Here is a 15,969-nt window from a genome sequence, read left to right on the forward strand (position 1 = left end):
AGCTGTGCTTTTCGGTGAACTACGCCTCTGTCTTCGCTCTGCCGAGCTCGCCAGTCGGCGAGTTTTCTTTACCTAAAGGTAGACTGTAGGGATGCATCCGTGTTTTCGCTAAACTAACTGTTTTTCTGGCTTTCCTCCGAGCAGGTAAACTCTTACCGCCTTGACAAGGCCACCATAAACACATATAGTTACCTAGGTAACTAATTTACAAACTGGAGTGACCATTCATGTTAAGCCACGATCTATTCCATACTCTCCATCAGCTTTCACGCCATCTTACCAATAAACTCAATGAAGCATTGAAACCAGTAGGACTATACGGCTCACAATGGGCTGTTATTTTTGTTTTGAAGAAGAAAGGCTCTCTTACACAAAAAGAATTGTGCGAGTACTTATTTGTTGAAGCTCCGCCGATGACCCGGACCATCCAGCGACTTGCAAAACAAGGCTATGTTGTTCAAGTTCCAGGAAAAGACAAAAGAGAAAAGCATGTACAATTGACGGAGATTGCTCTAAATGAATATCCGAAATGGGAGCATGCGGTAATGCAAATGAACCAATCCCTATTACAGTACCTTCCCGAAACTTCTCAAGAAGAACTGTTTAACCTGCAGAATGGCTGGCTGCAGCTGCTTATTAAATAAACTAACTAAAAAGGAGAGGATGAAATGAATAAATCAAAACTATGGACAAAAGATTTTATTAGCATTTCCTTGAGTAACTTCTTTGTCTTTTTTACCTTCTACATCCTGCTTGTCACACTGCCTTCGTATGCATTGGATGATTTACATAGCAGCGCTTCTCAAGCGGGACTAATGTCAACCATATTTCTGCTTTCAGCAATTATCTCTCGCCCGCTTGCAGGCCAATGGCTGGAACGAGCAGGCAATAAAAAAGTGCTCCTAACTGCTATGATTGTCTTTACAGGTGCTTCTATTTTTTACTTGTTTCCAAAAACAATCGGCGGTTTTTTATTGGTTCGGCTATTGCATGGAGTTGGTTTTGGAATGGCCACAACCGCCGTGGGAGCGATTGTGGCTGATATTATTCCGTCCTCAAGACGAGGAGAAGGAATGGGATACTTTGTACTTTCCACAAACATGGCGATGGTGCTGGGGCCGTTTATCGGGTTAATGGCCATTCAAAAGTGGGGACCGCACATAATGTTCACTCTCGCATTGATTATTGCCATGGGTTCATTAATAACCAGTCTTAGCGTCAAGGTGAAAAAAGCGGAAGAACCAAAACAGATTGAGGTACTCTCCACCTTTTCATTTCGCAGCCTGATTGAACCATCAGCCGTTCCAATCTCGACTGTCGGCGGCTTTATGGCTATTGCCTATTCCTCCTTGCTTTCCTTTGTAACTATTTACGCAGCACAAATTCACTTAGCGAGCGTTTCAAGTATTTTCTTTGTGGTTTATGCTATTGTAATGTTAATTTCTAGACCATTTACAGGAAAATGCCTTGATCAATTCGGACCCAATTATATTACTTACCCATGTATTTTACTTTTTGCCATTGGGATGTTTGTTTTAAGCCACGCCACAGGCGCTGCTACGTTTTTACTTGCGGCTGGATTAATTGGGATAGGCTGGGGAACGCTTTTTCCTACTTTCCAGACAATTGCGATCCAGAATGCAGAGCCTAGAAAAAGAGGTCTTGCTACCGCAACCTTTTTATCCATCTTTGATACGGGAATGGCGATGGGATCATTTGTCGTCGGAATGATGGCTGCTAAGATGGATTATAGCTCTTTATATTCCTTGTTTTCTTTTTATATAGTTGCTGGTGCGGTACTTTTTTACCTCTTTTATACTAGAAATAGAAAAAAGAACACTTCAATAAAAAAAGAGCAGCAATCAAGAGTTCAAGAAATCTAAAAGGTATTTTCAACCCTCCTCTCTTTGGTATATAATGGATTAATTATATTAGAGGAGTGATTTCCATGGCTAAATCGAAAGCAAAGAAGATTAGAGAAAAGCTGGCGCGTGAAGGGAAAATGACCCCTGAATATAAACGAAGCCCTTTCGTTTTCAGTGACATGCGAACCAGAGTGACAAAAACAAAGAAAGAACACTTATACCAGTTTAAACACAAGAACCATCAAACCCGCGAAGGATCTGATGGTTCTTTTTATTTAATCGTCGCCGCCAAAAGCTTGATTAGCCTATGCCTTTTAAAATATAAACGGTGGGCTTCTTCTACTGACACCGTGGAGAACGTAATTTTGGTGTCAGGCACCGCTTGAGCAAGCAGCGGAATATCTGCAGAGATGACAGTAGCGATACGGGTATAGCCTCCGGTTGTTTGACGGTCTACCATAAGGATGATGGGCTGCCCGCTGGAGGGAACTTGGATGCCTCCAAATGGAACAGGGTCAGATATGATATCCGGCCCCAAGAGATGGTCAAGTTTTGGTCCCTTTAACTGAATGCCCATTCGATTAGACTGTGGTGTAAGGGTGTAGGTTTCATTAAGAAATCGTTGGATGCTTTGTTTTGTAAAGCTTTTTTCATGCGGGCCAAGGATCACTCTTAGGTGAAGAGTCTTATGAAAGGTAGGAATTAGCTCCGGATGCAAGAATTTCAATGGTTTCATTATCGCAGCATTTCCAAGTAAAATATCCCCACTTTGCAATGCACGGCCCTCAAGCCCACCAAAGCCCCCATTCAGAAATGTTGATTTGCTTCCCAATATTTCAGGGACATCAATTCCGCCACTAAACGCTATATAAGCTCTTGCCCCTTGCCGGCATGAGCCTATTGATAGGATCTGGCCTTTTTTCAACGAAATGCTTTTCCACATCAGAACCTCATGTCCATCTACCTTTGGAGAAAAATCACCACCGCAAATGGCAACAGTGATATCGCTTAGAATTTCAATTTCTGGACCTGCTAAAACGGCTTCCAATGCAGCGCTCCCCAATGGATTTCCTGTTAAAATATTGGCGATTTGCAAAGAGAATACATCCATCGCACCTGAAGGAGAAATGCCATACTGTTGGAAGCCGAATCTTCCGAAATCCTGAATGGTTGTTTGCAGCCCAGGTTTTATGACTTTAAAAATTGCCTTATTCATAGCGGGTTCCAGCTTTTCCTAATCGCAATATTTTCTGCTGCCAGCGCTTCTTTTAATTGTATGACAAAAACACATGCTTCAGGTTCATCACCATGCACACAAATAGTATCTGATTGGATGACGACATTCGTTCCATCCACTGCTTCTACTTTTCCCTCTTTAATCATTCGGATTACCCGGTTAACGGCAAGAGTCGGATCTTGAATCATCGCATTTTTATCTTTCCTCGGCGTTAATGTTCCGTCAGGCTGGTAACTTCTGTCCGCAAATGTTTCCTCTGCCACTCGCAAGCCAATTTCTTTTCCAGCTTTTATTGACTCACTTCCGGCCAAGCCGTAAAGAACAAGAGAAGAATCAAACGAAACGACTGCTTTAGCAACGGCTTTTGCGATTTCTGGGTCTTTCGCCGCCATGTTGTACAAAGCACCATGCGGCTTTACATGTGATAGCCTGGTATCACATGCTTTGCAAACAGCTGCCAGTGCGCCCATTTGATAAATGACCAAATGGTAGACCTCCCTAGGGGTCAATTTCATTTCCCGTCTGCCGAACCCCGCAAGATCTGGTAATCCCGGATGCGCGCCGATTCCCACGCCATATTTTTTTGCCATACGTACAGTTTCAAACATGACATTATGGTCTCCAGCATGATAGCCGCAAGCAATATTGGCAGAAGAGATATACTGTAATATCTCCTGATCATTACCAATTTTAAACGCTCCAAAACTCTCTCCCAAATCACAATTTAAATCAATTATCAAGTTGGAACTCCCCTTTTTTATATGTCTGAACAGTAAATTTTCCTTGAGACACTAAGTCCTTTATTCTCAAATATTCATCAACATCAATGGAATAAAATTTTATATAATTCCCGGCAGACAATAAAATAGGTGACGGCTTGTCAATATCAAACAGTTGTATCGGCGTAATCCCCAGGATTCTCCAGCCTGACGGAACAACAGATGGATAGATCCCCGTCTGCTTTCCTCCTATTCCAACTGAGCCAGGTAGGACACTAGGCCGCGGGTGTTCCAGCCTTGGGACAGCAAGTTTAGGTGAAAGACCGCCCAGATACGGAAAGCCTGGAACAAAACCCATCATATATATGAGGTACTCTGGCTGACAATGCAGCTTCACAACCTCTTCCTCCCTTAGGGTATGAAATTTAGCAATATAGCTTAGGTCTGAACCCGTTTCACCGCCATAATAAACCGGAATTTTATAAACAATGGAAGAAGATGTATTTCGCTCGCTAGAAGCAAGACATAACTTTTCTACTAAACTCGTTAATTGATGATACGATATCTCTCCTGGACGGTAATAAACAGCAACTGTCGTATACGCCGGCACCCATTCAACGATCCCCTTCACTTTGGATGCCTCCAGCAGGGAAATAAATTGCTGAATCTTATGATGAATAGACTCACTAATTTCATTCCCAAATACAACGCTGATCGCTGCATCACCTAATGATCGAATCTCCACCATGGTTATCACCCTGATTTTTCCTTTATTTTTAACATTATCGTCATCCTTAAAATAATTCAAGTTTCAGTCATTTCGAAAATTAAAAGTTAAAACAAGCAGTAAAGTTTACTTTTCAGTATGATTTGATGTTAAAAAGATGGTTAAAAGATAGAAAAACAGTTAAGGGACTCATTCGAGTCCCTTGGTTGTAGTAAGCTTATTTCACAGAAATATGTAAAGACGTCGCTAGCGTTTCTCCTGGTTCAACCATTACTAATTCTTCCTTGCGGTTCAATTCGTTAGTTAATGCCATCCATGGCTCCACACAAATAAATTCCTGACTTTTTTCGGTCCATAATACGACATATTTAAATTCTTTACCATAGTTCATGCTAATCAGCTTGTTGCGGTCAGGAAGGTCAAATGAAATCTCCTTTTTTTCGGCATCAAGCAATGCAAAGGATTCTTTTTTATCTGTTAAGTCTAAAGAACCGTGAATATCTTTTTCTGCCATGTCATTATAATCCAAGTATGTTTTTGCATCTGATTTGTAAGTCAAATTCTTAACAGATGTTTTAAAATAAGGATGGAATCCCGGATACATCGGCATGACAGCAGCATCCAGATTCTTGTATAGTTGTTCGATTATCAAAGTCTCTTTCGTCAAACGGTAAGTAAAAACTAATTCAAAATCAAACGGGAACTCTTTTTTCGTTTCCAAATTACTTGTTAGGCAAATAGTGATCGAAGCTTCCGTTTCTGATGCGGTTGTGTCGATCACCTCCCATGGATGGTTTCTTGCTACACCATGGTTTTTCATTTTATAGGTATGCCCTTTCCATTCATATTGCCCATTCTCGAGCTGGCCGGAAATTGGGAACAAAATCGGAATGCCACCCCGAATATTTTTCTCCGGGTTCAATAAAGTGTCTTCGTTTAAAAAAAGTATTTCCTCATCCTTCACGCCATAACCAATGATAATTCCACCGCGTTCCGGCACTACCTTTAACCAAGAACCTGCTTCCTTATCTATAAGTTCATACACATCATATGGATGATATTTGACGATATTTAATTGGTACACTGTTGTTTCCCTCCCATTATTCTGTTTCTTCCTTGCCAGTACCCCGAATTTCCTTTTCATGTATGGCAATGGTTTTTTCAATAAAACCGATAATCAATGACAACTCTTTTTCTGTATATTGAGCACAAAGCTTTATCATTTGGTCATTTAATGAGGTATAGTGCTCTTTAATATTCTTAAGCTTTTCCTTAACTGGAATGATCATGACCCGGCGGCGGTCATTTGGGTCCCTCTCCCTTTTTACAAAACCGGCATGCTCCAGTCTGTCAATTAAGGCGGTGACCGAACCAGTACTAAGCCCAGTTATGTTCCCCAGTTCTCCGGCAGTAAGTGGGCCATTCTCATTTAGTATGTCCGCAGTTTTAAAATCCGTTACAACTAAACCAATTGATTGGGCAGCTTTTTGTTGAAAAAGAACCATCCTTGTACTTAATTTACGCAAGTTCTTAGTCACATCATTACTGGGTTCAGGATGATTGGAAAATTCCATTGACAGAGCTTCATCCTTCCTTATAAAATAAATTTATCTTGATTATCAAGATATTTATCTTTCGGAATAATTTTATCTGATTCAGTTTTCAAAATCAATAAAGGGGGACTCTAAGAGTTATCTAAATTTATAACTAAGGAGATCAATGATGATAAAACAAGACACGAATCTTAAGCCTGTTGTCGCCGGGCTTCTGCTAGCAATTCTCATGGCAGCCATGGATAACACGATTGTGGCAACGGCGATGCCGACAATTGTTTCCGAGCTCGGCGGTTTTGACAAATTTATTTGGGTGACATCTGCCTATATGGTGGCCGTCATGGCGGGTATGCCAATTTTCGGAAAGTTATCTGATATGTATGGACGCAAACGTTTTTTTATTTTTGGCTTAATTGTTTTTCTAATCGGTTCTGCCCTTTGCGGTATTGCCCAAAGTATCGTTCAGTTGAGCATTTACCGTGCCATCCAGGGAATTGGCGGCGGTGCACTCATGCCAATTGCTTTTACCATTGTTTTTGATATATTTCCACCGGAAAATCGAGGTAAAATGACTGGCTTGCTTGGCGCTGTATTTGGCGCAGCAAGTATTCTTGGACCATTGTTAGGTGCTTACATCACAGATTATATCGGCTGGCACTGGATTTTTTACGTGAACGTACCAATTGGAATTGTCTCGATTTTTCTCATTGTTTCGTTTTACCATGAATCATTGCAGCACTCCAAGCAAAAAATCGACTGGTGGGGTGCCATAACGCTCGTCATTTCAGTCGTCAGTCTTATGTTTGCACTTGAACTTGGCGGTAAACAGTATGATTGGAATTCTACTCAAATTATCAGCTTATTCGCGAGCTTCTTTATCTTTTTTGTTATTTTTTTCATTGCCGAACTAAAAGCTGCCGAGCCAATCCTTCCGCTTTGGCTGTTTAAACGGCGATTATTTGCCACTTCGCAAATTCTTGCTTTCTTATATGGCGCCACCTTTATAATTCTAACCGTGTTTATACCGATTTTCGTTCAAGCGGTTTATGGTGGAACAGCCAAGAATTCCGGATTAATATTGACACCGATGATGCTCGGTTCTGTTGCCGGAAGTTCCATTGGCGGAATTTTTATGGTCAAAACCTCTTACCGTAATCTAATGTTTGTTTCGATTATTTCATATATAGCAGGTATGTTTTTACTGGGCAGTATGAGTGTTGATACACCGCGCTGGCTGCTTACGATATATATGATTCTTGTCGGGTTCGGTGTTGGGTTCTCTTTCTCGCTTCTGCCAACTGCTTCGATTCATAATTTGGAGCCGCAATACCGCGGGACTGCAAACTCTACCAATTCATTCCTAAGATCCTTTGGAATGACACTTGGAGTCACTGTATTCGGAACAATCCAAGGAAATATTTTTACTGACAAACTGAAAGATGCCTTTAAAGGAATGCAGGGTTCTGCTAACTTTAAAATGGGCGATCCGCGCGAAATTTTCCAGGCAGATCAACGCTCCAAGATTCCTGGATTTATTTTGGATAAAATCATCCATGCGATGTCTGATTCCATTACACAGACTTTTATGTTGACGATGATTCCTATTGCGCTCATATTCATCACCATCTTTTTTATGGGCAATGCCCGAATTGAATCTAAAGCGAAAGCTCCTGTAAAAAATTAATACAATAAAGTCTTGAATTACATTTTAAAAGGGCGCCTAATGGGGCGCCCCCAGACTGTCGACAAATCCGAAGGATTTCGGGTTTAAAATCGACAGTCTTTTTTGTTTGGCCATATTAAACTTGTCTGTTGATTTCCGTTCCAGGCGGCTTCGCTTTCCGCGGGCGGTTCGGGGAGCCTCCTCTGCGCTTTCAGCGCCTGCGGGGTCTCCCCTGTCCCGTACTCCCGCAGGAGTCTTCGCCGCCTTCCACTCCAATCAACAGAGTGTAAAAATCAATAATGTACATTAACACAGCCTTTTGTATAATTTATTTACAGAGAATTAATAGAGGTGGATGGAATGCTTTCGAAAAATACACAGATAAATCGTGACCAAATTGAAATGATTGCCTTAGATCAACTTGTACCTGCTGATCACTTGGTTCGCAAAATAGAAGCCGCAGTAGATTTTTCATTTATCTATTCATTGGTTGAAGATTTGTACTCAACTAAGCGCGGACGTTCAAGTATTGACCCTGTTGTATTAATTAAGATGGCTTTCATTCAATATACCTTCGGTATCCGTTCGATGCGTCAAACGATAAAGGAAATTGAAACAAATATGGCGTATCGCTGGTTTTTAGGATTTGGTTTTTATGATAAAGTACCCCACTTTTCAACTTTTGGTAAAAACTACGAACGTCGTTTTAAGGATACAGACTTATTTGAACAAATTTTCTACCGTATTTTAAAAGAGGCAGCAGATAAAAAGTTAGTTAGTTCGGAACATGTATTCATTGATTCAACTCACGTTAAAGCAAGTGCAAATAAACGCAAATTCGAAAAGAAAGTAGTTCGGAAAGAATCAAAAGCTTATGAAGCACGTCTTCAAGCAGAAATTAATAGTGATCGTGAAGAACATGGGAAAAAGCCCATCCCACCAGATAAATATGAAAAAGAAGAAAACAAAGAAATAAAAGAAAGTACAACAGATTCGGAGAGTGGTTACTATGTAAAAGACGAAAGGACAAAGCAATTTGCTTATTCATTTCATGCAGCCGCAGATAGAAATGGTTTTGTCCTGGGGACTATTGTAACTCCAGGTAACGTTCATGATAGTACAATGTTAGAGCCTCTAGTTGAAAAGGTCATTGAAAAATGTGGGAAACCTAATGCTGTAGCTGCTGATGCCGGATATAAAACACCTGCTATTGCTCAATATTTAATTGAAAATGAAATTCGCCCTGCTTTACCCTATACACGACCACGTACAAAGGAGGGATATTTGAAAAAGCACGATTATGTCTATGATGAGCACTTTGATTGTTACATATGTCCGGAAGGACAAGTTCTGGATTATAGAACGACTACTAAGGAAGGTTATCGACAGTACATCTCTAATCCTGTTATATGTAAGGATTGCCCACTTCTAGCACAATGTACACAAAGTCAAAATCATCAAAAGCTCATTCAACGACATATCTGGGAACCATATCTTGAAGAGGCTGAACATCTTCGTCATACAGAAGAGAATAAAATAATATATGCACGTCGTAAAGAAACAATTGAACGTGTATTCGCGGATGCGAAAGAAAAGCATGGTATGCGATGGACAACCTTAAGAGGTCTTAAAAAATTGTCCATGCAGGCGATGCTTACTTTTGCTGCTATGAATTTAAAGAAGTTGGCTACATGGACTTGGAAAAGTCCAGAAATGGCATAAAAATAGACCCCGCCGGGGTCTACCTTAAGAAAAATCAAACAGAAAAATCCCAATTTTAGAAAAGGGCGCCAGAATCGGAACTTTTGAAATGCCTTTTGTCTACAATCTGAGGGCGCCTAATGGGGCGCCCCTTTTTGTTTACACTGCGAGATCTCCGCCTTCTTCAACTATATGGAACAAGAGATGGGCCAAGTGGTGAATCGGGCCGTATGCTTCTTCATCTTCATCTTCCATTTCATCGCTAAATTCGAGGTCATTTAAATATAAGGCAATGAATTCGTAGAAGTCACTTAGCTGGAAGGCGTAGCAAGCAGTAGGTTCTTCATTATCTTCCTCATATTGCAGCACCATGTAGGATACTGTCCCATCAATGTCTTCAGCATCGAAAAACACAAAAAAGCCAATATTGGTATCGAGTTCAAATAAATGCCTTGTACCGCCTTCAGTTGCCTTATTGAAATCCTCCTGGTTTAACTTCTGGATCTGCATCGTATCGACATTGTCTTCCTGATGGAAACTAACTACAAATGATTTCATTGTCATCCTCCTCCGCAAAATAAACACATGCCTTCAGTATGCCCAATTGATTGAGAAAAAATAAATGCCAGCCCCTTAAACATCCATGGGCTGGCTTTTTTTAAAAATATCTCTTTTTCCAAAAAATTGTTGCGGTGACTGCTGATAATAGACCGCAAAGCAGCAAAGTAATTAAAAAGGCATGCGGGCTATGCTGAAACGGTATGTTAACGTTCATACCGTACAAGCTAAATACCATGGTTGGGAATGATAGAATAATCGTGATCGACGTTAAAAATTTCATGACAATGTTTAGGTTATTGGATATGATCGAAGCAAAACCGTTCATCATGCCTGTTAAAATCGTATGATACGTTTCCGCCATTTCAATTGCCTGTGTTTTTTCAATAATAACGTCTTCTAATAAATCCTTGTCTTCCTCATACATTTTTACATAATTAAAACGCAGAATTTTATCGAGAACCACCTTGTTGGATTTCAAGGAGGTAGTAAAATAGACTAAGCTTTTTTCTAAAGAAAGAAAGGCATAAAGTTCTTTATTTTTCAGCGATTGATGGACTTGACGTTCAATATCTGCTGTTTTTTTGTTAATTTGCTTTAAATAACGAAGATAATAAGAAGAAATAACGAATAAGAGCTGAAGGGCGAAACGTGTTTTCTTAAAAGTAAAAAATTCTTTCACCCTATTTTTACGAAATTCCTCAATAATTGGTGAATCCTTTAATGATACGGTAATAATATGATCGTTAGTCTGAATAATTCCAATTGGGATCGTTTCATAGACCTCAAGACCCGAGTCATCGAGGACGATATACGGAAAATCCACAATAATATAGACTCTGCCCTCATCCCGCTCAATTCTTGGGCGTTCTTCATCGTCCAGAGCATCTTTTATAATATCTATATCCACTTGTGCATCATTGGATACCCGGGAAATTTCCTCGGCTGTTGGTGCATACATATTGACCCAGCACCCTTTTGAGATCGTATCGACTTTTTCTAATACTCGTGAGTCCGTACTTTTATAAATTTCCAGCATCCAAAAACCTCCTCACTCACTTAATAAATGAGGAAGTCAATCACCTTTACGGGGGTTGATATTTAGAAATACACCATCATCAATCCCTGCAAATATTCGTTTGACTTCCCCGCACCTTCCGGGGTCCGGATCGATGGAATAACTCAAAAATATCAACTCCCTTCACGTTTTTTGTCCAACTATAATCATAAACCCAAATGATAAAAAGTACAATTGACAATTTAATCAGGATAATATGGATTTAAATGAATCATCACTTCATCAATATTATCGTGGTGCTCCATCAATCTTTTCTTAATCGCCCTCGCTAGGTCGTGTCCCTGCTTGATGGTTTTGTCATGGTCAATGGCAATCCGTAAATCGACGATTATATAATGACCATGTTCTCTTGCCCTGATTCGGTCAATCCGCTTAACTTCAGGGAATTCTTCAATGATGGTAATATATTCCTGAAGTGTCTCGGTATTAATGTTTCGCTCTAATAAAATGTCAAAAGCTTCTGCCAACATTTCTTTTGCAATTTTAAAAATTAAATACGCCACAAAAATACTGGCAACTTTATCCCCATAATAAAGAATAGAAATGGCAAAATGCTGCCCTATGACGGTCACAAGTACCCCAATTGCGGCGGCAATGGACGCAACAATATCTGCCTTATGATCAAAGGCAATTGCTTCAATTGCTTTGCTGTTATTCTGTTTGGCTGTGGCAAGGGAACTTCTGTATAAAATAATCTTTGCTACAAACGAAAATACAGCTACCCACATCGCCAGCAAACTTGGCGCCTCCACTTGATGAAATAAGCCGCTGACACCTTCATATACCACGTATAAAGATACTTCGAAAAGTAAAAACCCTACAATCCCGGAAACGATCACTTCCGCCTTCCCGTGTCCATAGGGGTGTTCGTTATCAGCAGGTTTATTGGAGATTTTAATGACCAGAACAACAATCAGTGAAGCGAAAACGTCCGCTGCTGAATGGATTCCATCGGCGAATACTGCATCACTGTGGCCATACCAGCCAATTGTGACCTTCCCAATGGTAAGGATAATATTACTAATCAAGCTAATCCAGGCTACTTTTTTTGCCAATGTTTCTCTCATTTCCATAAATCACCCTTAAAAATTCCTCTAGAAATCATAGCAAAAGCAACCCATATCGGTCTAGAGAAAAATTATTGCCTCGACGAAAGATATTTTCTTAATGTCAACTCTCACTTTTTTCTTGTTGCTGCATTTCCACTTCCTCCAGCACGGAAATTTTGTTGATTTGATCATGAAGGAAATGAAACGCCTCATCCAATTCTTCCCGTGATGGAAATTGCTCTTCCTTTTTCATTTTAAATCTTTTCCTTTCAAAAATATATTTTGGGAGTAATCTTGTTTAAAAAAGAAAAAATACATTTGTATCTATTTTGAAAAAAGGAGGTATGAACCTTGTTCGAAAAGAAAGCAAACCCCAAAAAGGAAGTCGCCGGCAGTTTTTATCATCCTAGCTATTATCAGGAAAATGATACCTTATCAAAAGGTCTGGCAACAACCCATGAGCAAGTAAGTGACACATATGCCGAAGGGGAAATAGGAGCCGTCATTGATGGCGGACAAGATCAAACCTAAGTATCAGAGAAAACAGCTTTCTATCTTGCGAAAGCTGTTTTCTTTTTTCTATTTTTGATCATCATCGTCAACATATGGATCATGTTCAAAAGCTGGCAAATCTCCAAACGTTGTCATAATCCCTTCTTTATCAAGCGCCTCTTCATATTTCTCATGCTGGGGGTTTGGATAAACTTTAATGTTATTTCCATACATATCGTTTCCGACAAAATTCTCATAATCCTCGACATAACCTATATTTTCATCTGCTTCAATATAAATATCCTGGTAATCATCTTGCGGAAACGCTAAATCTGACGGCGTTTCGGAAGTTCCCCACTCGGCAACTGCCTGCCATGAATCCTCGGCATCAAAGGCAACGTCTTCGTCTTGCTCATCCATGTCAAATTTTCCCCATGGAGGCATTAATACGCCCTCTTCAATCGGTCGCTCATGTGATTCGACCTTATCGGGACTATGTTCGATACAATAGGTTGTATTAGGCAATGCTTGGAGACGCTCCAACGGAATGTCTTTACGGCAAATTTCACATTGGCCGTATGTTCCATTTTCCATTGCCTGCAATGCATGATCAATATTCTTAAGCTCCAATTCATAATGCTCTTTTAAAGCGACATCCTTTTCCCGTTCATAAAGGTCAGTACCTTCATCAGCTGGATGATTATCATAACTCGATAGCTCTCCCATAGATTCATGGAAAAAACCGCGCTCTAATTGAAAATGATCATTTTGTGATAAAAATTGCTCTACTTCCCTTTTTTCATTTATAAGCTGTAAACGTAAATCAGCAAGCTGCTCAGTTGATAACATGAGTATACCCCTTTCATACAAAACACAAATGCATGGGTTTCATTTTTTATTATTTTCAATAGATTGGCGGCTGATTATGTAAGAAAAAAATAATTCCATTGCGTGCCATCCGAATAAGAAATAGCACTGCGTGTATCTTAACAATATAATCAAGTGAAATGAGGCGATTTTATGGTGAATGAAAACTTTTACAGCTTTAAGCGTTCACAGCGCAAGGGTACTTATTTAGGAAGTGAAAATAGAGAACGAGCACGTGTAAATGATGAAGAGTACAACAATCAATCAGATACAGATAAATCCCCTGGGGCAACAGGGCGTAAGATTTAAGGTTCTGATTATGGGGATGATTAAATATAAAGGGGAGTGCTTATGAGTTCAACGGCAGAGGAGAAGAGCATGAAATGGTGGCAGCTTTCTTTATTCGGGGTCGGCTGTACAATTGGTACTGGATTTTTCCTCGGCTCAAGCTTAGCAATCAAGATGACAGGCCCCTCCATATTAATCGACTTTGTCATTGCAGCCATTGGAACTTATTGTGTTTTTGATGCCCTTTCTAAAATGACGGCTCAAGAACCGCTAAAAGGCGGATTCAGGTCTTATGCCAAAAAAGCATACGGACGATGGGCGGGCTTTAGCAGCGGCTGGGTTTACTGGTGCTCTGAGGTATTAATCATGGGCAGTCAAATGACTGCCTTGTCAATTTTCTCCAGATTATGGTTTCCAAAAGTACCGCTTTGGCTGTTTGCAGCAGGCTACGCCGTACTTGGATTAGCCGTTGTTTTAATAGGCGTCGGAGTGTTAAACAAATTGGAAAATATTCTCGCAGTGTTAAAAATATCGGCGATTCTTATGTTTATCGTAATCGCTGCACTGGCGTTATTTGGCGTTCTTGATGGCAAACGAGGAATTGAGTATCCCAATAGTATGGGGGACATTTTTCCACATGGCATAAAGGGATTGTGGTCAGCAGCGATTTTTGCGTTCTATGCATTTGGCGGAATTGAAATTTTGGGGTTAATGGCCACTAATCTAAAGAATCCTAAAGAGGCACCAAAAGCCGGAAAAGTCATGCTTTTTTTACTTATGGTTATCTACGCTCTTTCAATAGGACTTACGGTTATTATGGTTTCTTGGCATCGGTTTAACGCCAAAGAAAGTCCGTTTGTCATCGCTTTGGATGCATACCATCTCTCGTTTGTCCCCCACATTTTTAATGGAGCCTTAATTATTGCCGGTTTCTCAACCATGACAGCTTCCCTATATGGTGTAACAAGTATCCTTGTTACACTTGGTGAAGAAGGCGATGCACCACAGATTTTTTCAAGGAAAGGACGGCTAAACATTCCTCTCATGACGCTGATTTTAACAATGCTTGGGATAACGGCATCAGTTGTATCTGCCTTATTCATGCCCAACAATATTTATGAGTATTTAACTACAGCTGCCGGGCTTATGTTACTTTACAATTGGATCTTTATCCTCGCTTCCTCGATGAGAATGTTAAAGCTGGGAATGGGCGGCAAGATGAAATATCTCATTGGTGCCGTGTTGATTTTAATAGCAGTCAGCGGCACACTTTTTCATGAAACAAGCAGACCCGGATTTTTTATCAGTCTGGCATTTGTAGGAATAATCGGTGGAATTACATTTATAATGAATCTAAAATGGGGACGGCATAAAAAGAAGGTACTAAAGCCTTGGCCGACTGCTTGAGTGACAAAATCCTGCATGGAGAACATGCAGGATTTTTATCTCTTCCCTTATAAGCATTCATCTTAAAATAAATTCTGCCAAGCCTGAAATCCAAAATATACTCCAAATCCAATCAATGAAGCACCCGATAGAAGTGAGATGGTTACAAGAAGCTTGGAGGTCAAATAGGTACGGAAGCTGCTGGAAACCCCCGCCATTGTGACATCCCAGATTAACAATCCAATAAAAATTGCGCTGGAATAGATAATTAATTGACTGCTCTCATAGGAAGCCGCTGTTTTAGCAAGAACAGAGCCGTAGATGCCCAGCCAAAAAAGGATTGTCAGCGGATTAGAGATCGACATGAAAAATCCTGAGAAGAATGATTTTATTAATGGCTCACTGCTTCTTGTATTCTCCAAATGAATCTGACCGGACTTCATGATGGTTTCAACACCCGTATATATAAGCACAAAACAACCGAACAACCATAGGAATGTCTGCATAAAGTCCGTTTCAAGATATCGTACAACACCTATGTAAACGATTAGCATATAAATTCCATCCGCCACTACAGCTCCTATTCCGATGAACCAGGAATGCATAAAGCCATTACGAATTCCCCTGTCAATTTGCGCAGCGTTGATAGGACCGATCGGAGCAGCAAGCGAAAGCCCTAAAAGAATATAACTCAAAAATACATTCATTCCCCATTCCCTCCGCAACCAAATGAAAAGCTTGTCTTCCATTTTTATTCAAAAAAACCGAGGAATAGGACAAAAAAGA

The 15,969-nt window shown here is 40.2% G+C and carries 19 protein-coding genes; 8 read left to right on the forward strand and 11 right to left on the reverse strand.

Annotation, left to right across the window (positions count from 1 at the left end; translation table 11 throughout):
* The first annotated feature begins 227 nt into the window (after positions 1 to 227).
* The 3 genes from HPT25_RS02460 to brfA all read left to right on the forward strand — a co-directional run bounded on the left by HPT25_RS02460 (position 228) and on the right by brfA (position 2,251).
* Positions 228 to 644: a MarR family winged helix-turn-helix transcriptional regulator gene (locus HPT25_RS02460; protein WP_173059441.1), complete on the forward strand. Its 417-nt coding sequence runs from the start codon at positions 228 to 230 to the stop codon at positions 642 to 644.
* Positions 645 to 668: 24 nt separating this feature from the next.
* Entirely contained in the window at positions 669 to 1,883 is a 1,215-nt protein-coding gene (locus HPT25_RS02465; RefSeq protein ID WP_173059444.1) for an MFS transporter, read from the forward strand.
* 119 nt (positions 1,884 to 2,002) lie between these two features.
* The gene (gene brfA, locus HPT25_RS29465; protein WP_512698531.1) at positions 2,003 to 2,251 is read left to right on the forward strand and encodes a ribosome rescue factor BrfA; all 249 of its coding nucleotides are present in this window, start codon (positions 2,003 to 2,005) and stop codon (positions 2,249 to 2,251) included.
* Here brfA and HPT25_RS02470 read toward each other — a convergent pair.
* From HPT25_RS02470 to HPT25_RS02490, 5 genes are all read right to left on the reverse strand, one after another.
* Positions 2,137 to 3,081 carry a 5-oxoprolinase subunit C family protein gene (locus HPT25_RS02470; RefSeq protein ID WP_173059447.1) on the reverse strand — a complete coding sequence of 315 codons (945 nt, stop codon included), beginning with the start codon at positions 3,079 to 3,081 and terminating at the stop codon, positions 2,137 to 2,139. The two genes, brfA and HPT25_RS02470, sit on opposite strands and share 115 nt — an antisense overlap.
* Positions 3,078 to 3,842, reverse strand: coding sequence for a LamB/YcsF family protein (locus HPT25_RS02475; RefSeq protein WP_173059450.1), 765 nt, complete (start codon positions 3,840 to 3,842; stop codon positions 3,078 to 3,080). Before HPT25_RS02475 ends, HPT25_RS02470 begins: the two co-directional genes overlap by 4 nt.
* The gene (gene pxpB / locus HPT25_RS02480; protein WP_246277123.1) at positions 3,832 to 4,629 is read right to left on the reverse strand and encodes a 5-oxoprolinase subunit PxpB; all 798 of its coding nucleotides are present in this window, start codon (positions 4,627 to 4,629) and stop codon (positions 3,832 to 3,834) included. The genes HPT25_RS02475 and pxpB overlap by 11 nt, the downstream gene beginning before the upstream one ends.
* Before the next feature lie 136 nt (positions 4,630 to 4,765).
* Complete coding sequence (locus tag HPT25_RS02485; protein WP_312857260.1) at positions 4,766 to 5,632, reverse strand: aldose epimerase family protein; 867 nt, start codon at positions 5,630 to 5,632, stop codon at positions 4,766 to 4,768.
* Positions 5,633 to 5,648: 16 nt separating this feature from the next.
* Positions 5,649 to 6,122 carry a MarR family winged helix-turn-helix transcriptional regulator gene (locus tag HPT25_RS02490; protein ID WP_173059459.1) on the reverse strand — a complete coding sequence of 158 codons (474 nt, stop codon included), beginning with the start codon at positions 6,120 to 6,122 and terminating at the stop codon, positions 5,649 to 5,651.
* 148 nt (positions 6,123 to 6,270) lie between these two features.
* On the opposite strand from HPT25_RS02490, the gene HPT25_RS02495 reads away from it, so the two are divergent.
* Together HPT25_RS02495 and HPT25_RS02500 are read left to right on the forward strand one after the other, a co-directional pair.
* Positions 6,271 to 7,785 carry an MDR family MFS transporter gene (locus tag HPT25_RS02495; RefSeq protein ID WP_173070819.1) on the forward strand — a complete coding sequence of 505 codons (1,515 nt, stop codon included), beginning with the start codon at positions 6,271 to 6,273 and terminating at the stop codon, positions 7,783 to 7,785.
* A 339-nt stretch (positions 7,786 to 8,124) separates the two neighbouring features.
* The gene (locus HPT25_RS02500; RefSeq protein ID WP_173058723.1) at positions 8,125 to 9,486 is read left to right on the forward strand and encodes an IS1182 family transposase; all 1,362 of its coding nucleotides are present in this window, start codon (positions 8,125 to 8,127) and stop codon (positions 9,484 to 9,486) included.
* Between the two features lie 138 nt (positions 9,487 to 9,624).
* Here HPT25_RS02500 and HPT25_RS02505 read toward each other — a convergent pair whose 3' ends face one another.
* The 4 genes from HPT25_RS02505 to HPT25_RS28950 form a co-directional block, all read right to left on the reverse strand.
* Positions 9,625 to 10,023 carry a cytosolic protein gene (locus HPT25_RS02505; protein WP_173059462.1) on the reverse strand — a complete coding sequence of 133 codons (399 nt, stop codon included), beginning with the start codon at positions 10,021 to 10,023 and terminating at the stop codon, positions 9,625 to 9,627.
* 100 nt (positions 10,024 to 10,123) lie between these two features.
* The gene (locus tag HPT25_RS02510) at positions 10,124 to 11,062 is read right to left on the reverse strand and encodes a magnesium transporter CorA family protein (protein ID WP_173059465.1); all 939 of its coding nucleotides are present in this window, start codon (positions 11,060 to 11,062) and stop codon (positions 10,124 to 10,126) included.
* A gap of 221 nt (positions 11,063 to 11,283) precedes the next feature.
* Entirely contained in the window at positions 11,284 to 12,174 is an 891-nt protein-coding gene (locus HPT25_RS02515) for a cation diffusion facilitator family transporter (protein WP_173059468.1), read from the reverse strand.
* 97 nt (positions 12,175 to 12,271) lie between these two features.
* Positions 12,272 to 12,403, reverse strand: coding sequence for a hypothetical protein (locus HPT25_RS28950; RefSeq protein ID WP_281368162.1), 132 nt, complete (start codon positions 12,401 to 12,403; stop codon positions 12,272 to 12,274).
* 98 nt (positions 12,404 to 12,501) lie between these two features.
* Here HPT25_RS28950 and HPT25_RS02520 point away from each other — a divergent pair, with 98 nt between their 5' ends.
* Positions 12,502 to 12,681, forward strand: coding sequence for a YozQ family protein (locus HPT25_RS02520; protein WP_173059471.1), 180 nt, complete (start codon positions 12,502 to 12,504; stop codon positions 12,679 to 12,681).
* 48 nt (positions 12,682 to 12,729) lie between these two features.
* Here the strand turns inward: HPT25_RS02520 and HPT25_RS02525 are convergent, their stop codons facing one another.
* Entirely contained in the window at positions 12,730 to 13,491 is a 762-nt protein-coding gene (locus tag HPT25_RS02525) for a TraR/DksA C4-type zinc finger protein (protein ID WP_173059474.1), read from the reverse strand.
* Positions 13,492 to 13,662: 171 nt separating this feature from the next.
* Here HPT25_RS02525 and HPT25_RS02530 point away from each other — a divergent pair, with 171 nt between their 5' ends.
* Positions 13,663 to 13,818, forward strand: coding sequence for a hypothetical protein (locus HPT25_RS02530; RefSeq protein ID WP_173058267.1), 156 nt, complete (start codon positions 13,663 to 13,665; stop codon positions 13,816 to 13,818).
* A gap of 42 nt (positions 13,819 to 13,860) precedes the next feature.
* The gene (locus HPT25_RS02535; RefSeq protein WP_173059477.1) at positions 13,861 to 15,204 is read left to right on the forward strand and encodes an amino acid permease; all 1,344 of its coding nucleotides are present in this window, start codon (positions 13,861 to 13,863) and stop codon (positions 15,202 to 15,204) included.
* A gap of 62 nt (positions 15,205 to 15,266) precedes the next feature.
* On the opposite strand, the gene HPT25_RS02540 is transcribed toward HPT25_RS02535, so the two are convergent.
* A complete protein-coding gene (locus HPT25_RS02540; protein ID WP_173059480.1) occupies positions 15,267 to 15,890 on the reverse strand; it encodes a LysE family translocator in 624 nt (207 codons plus the stop codon).
* Between the last annotated feature and the right edge of the window lie 79 nt (positions 15,891 to 15,969).

The organism is Neobacillus endophyticus (genome assembly GCF_013248975.1).
GTDB lineage: Bacteria > Bacillota > Bacilli > Bacillales > Cytobacillaceae > Neobacillus > Neobacillus endophyticus.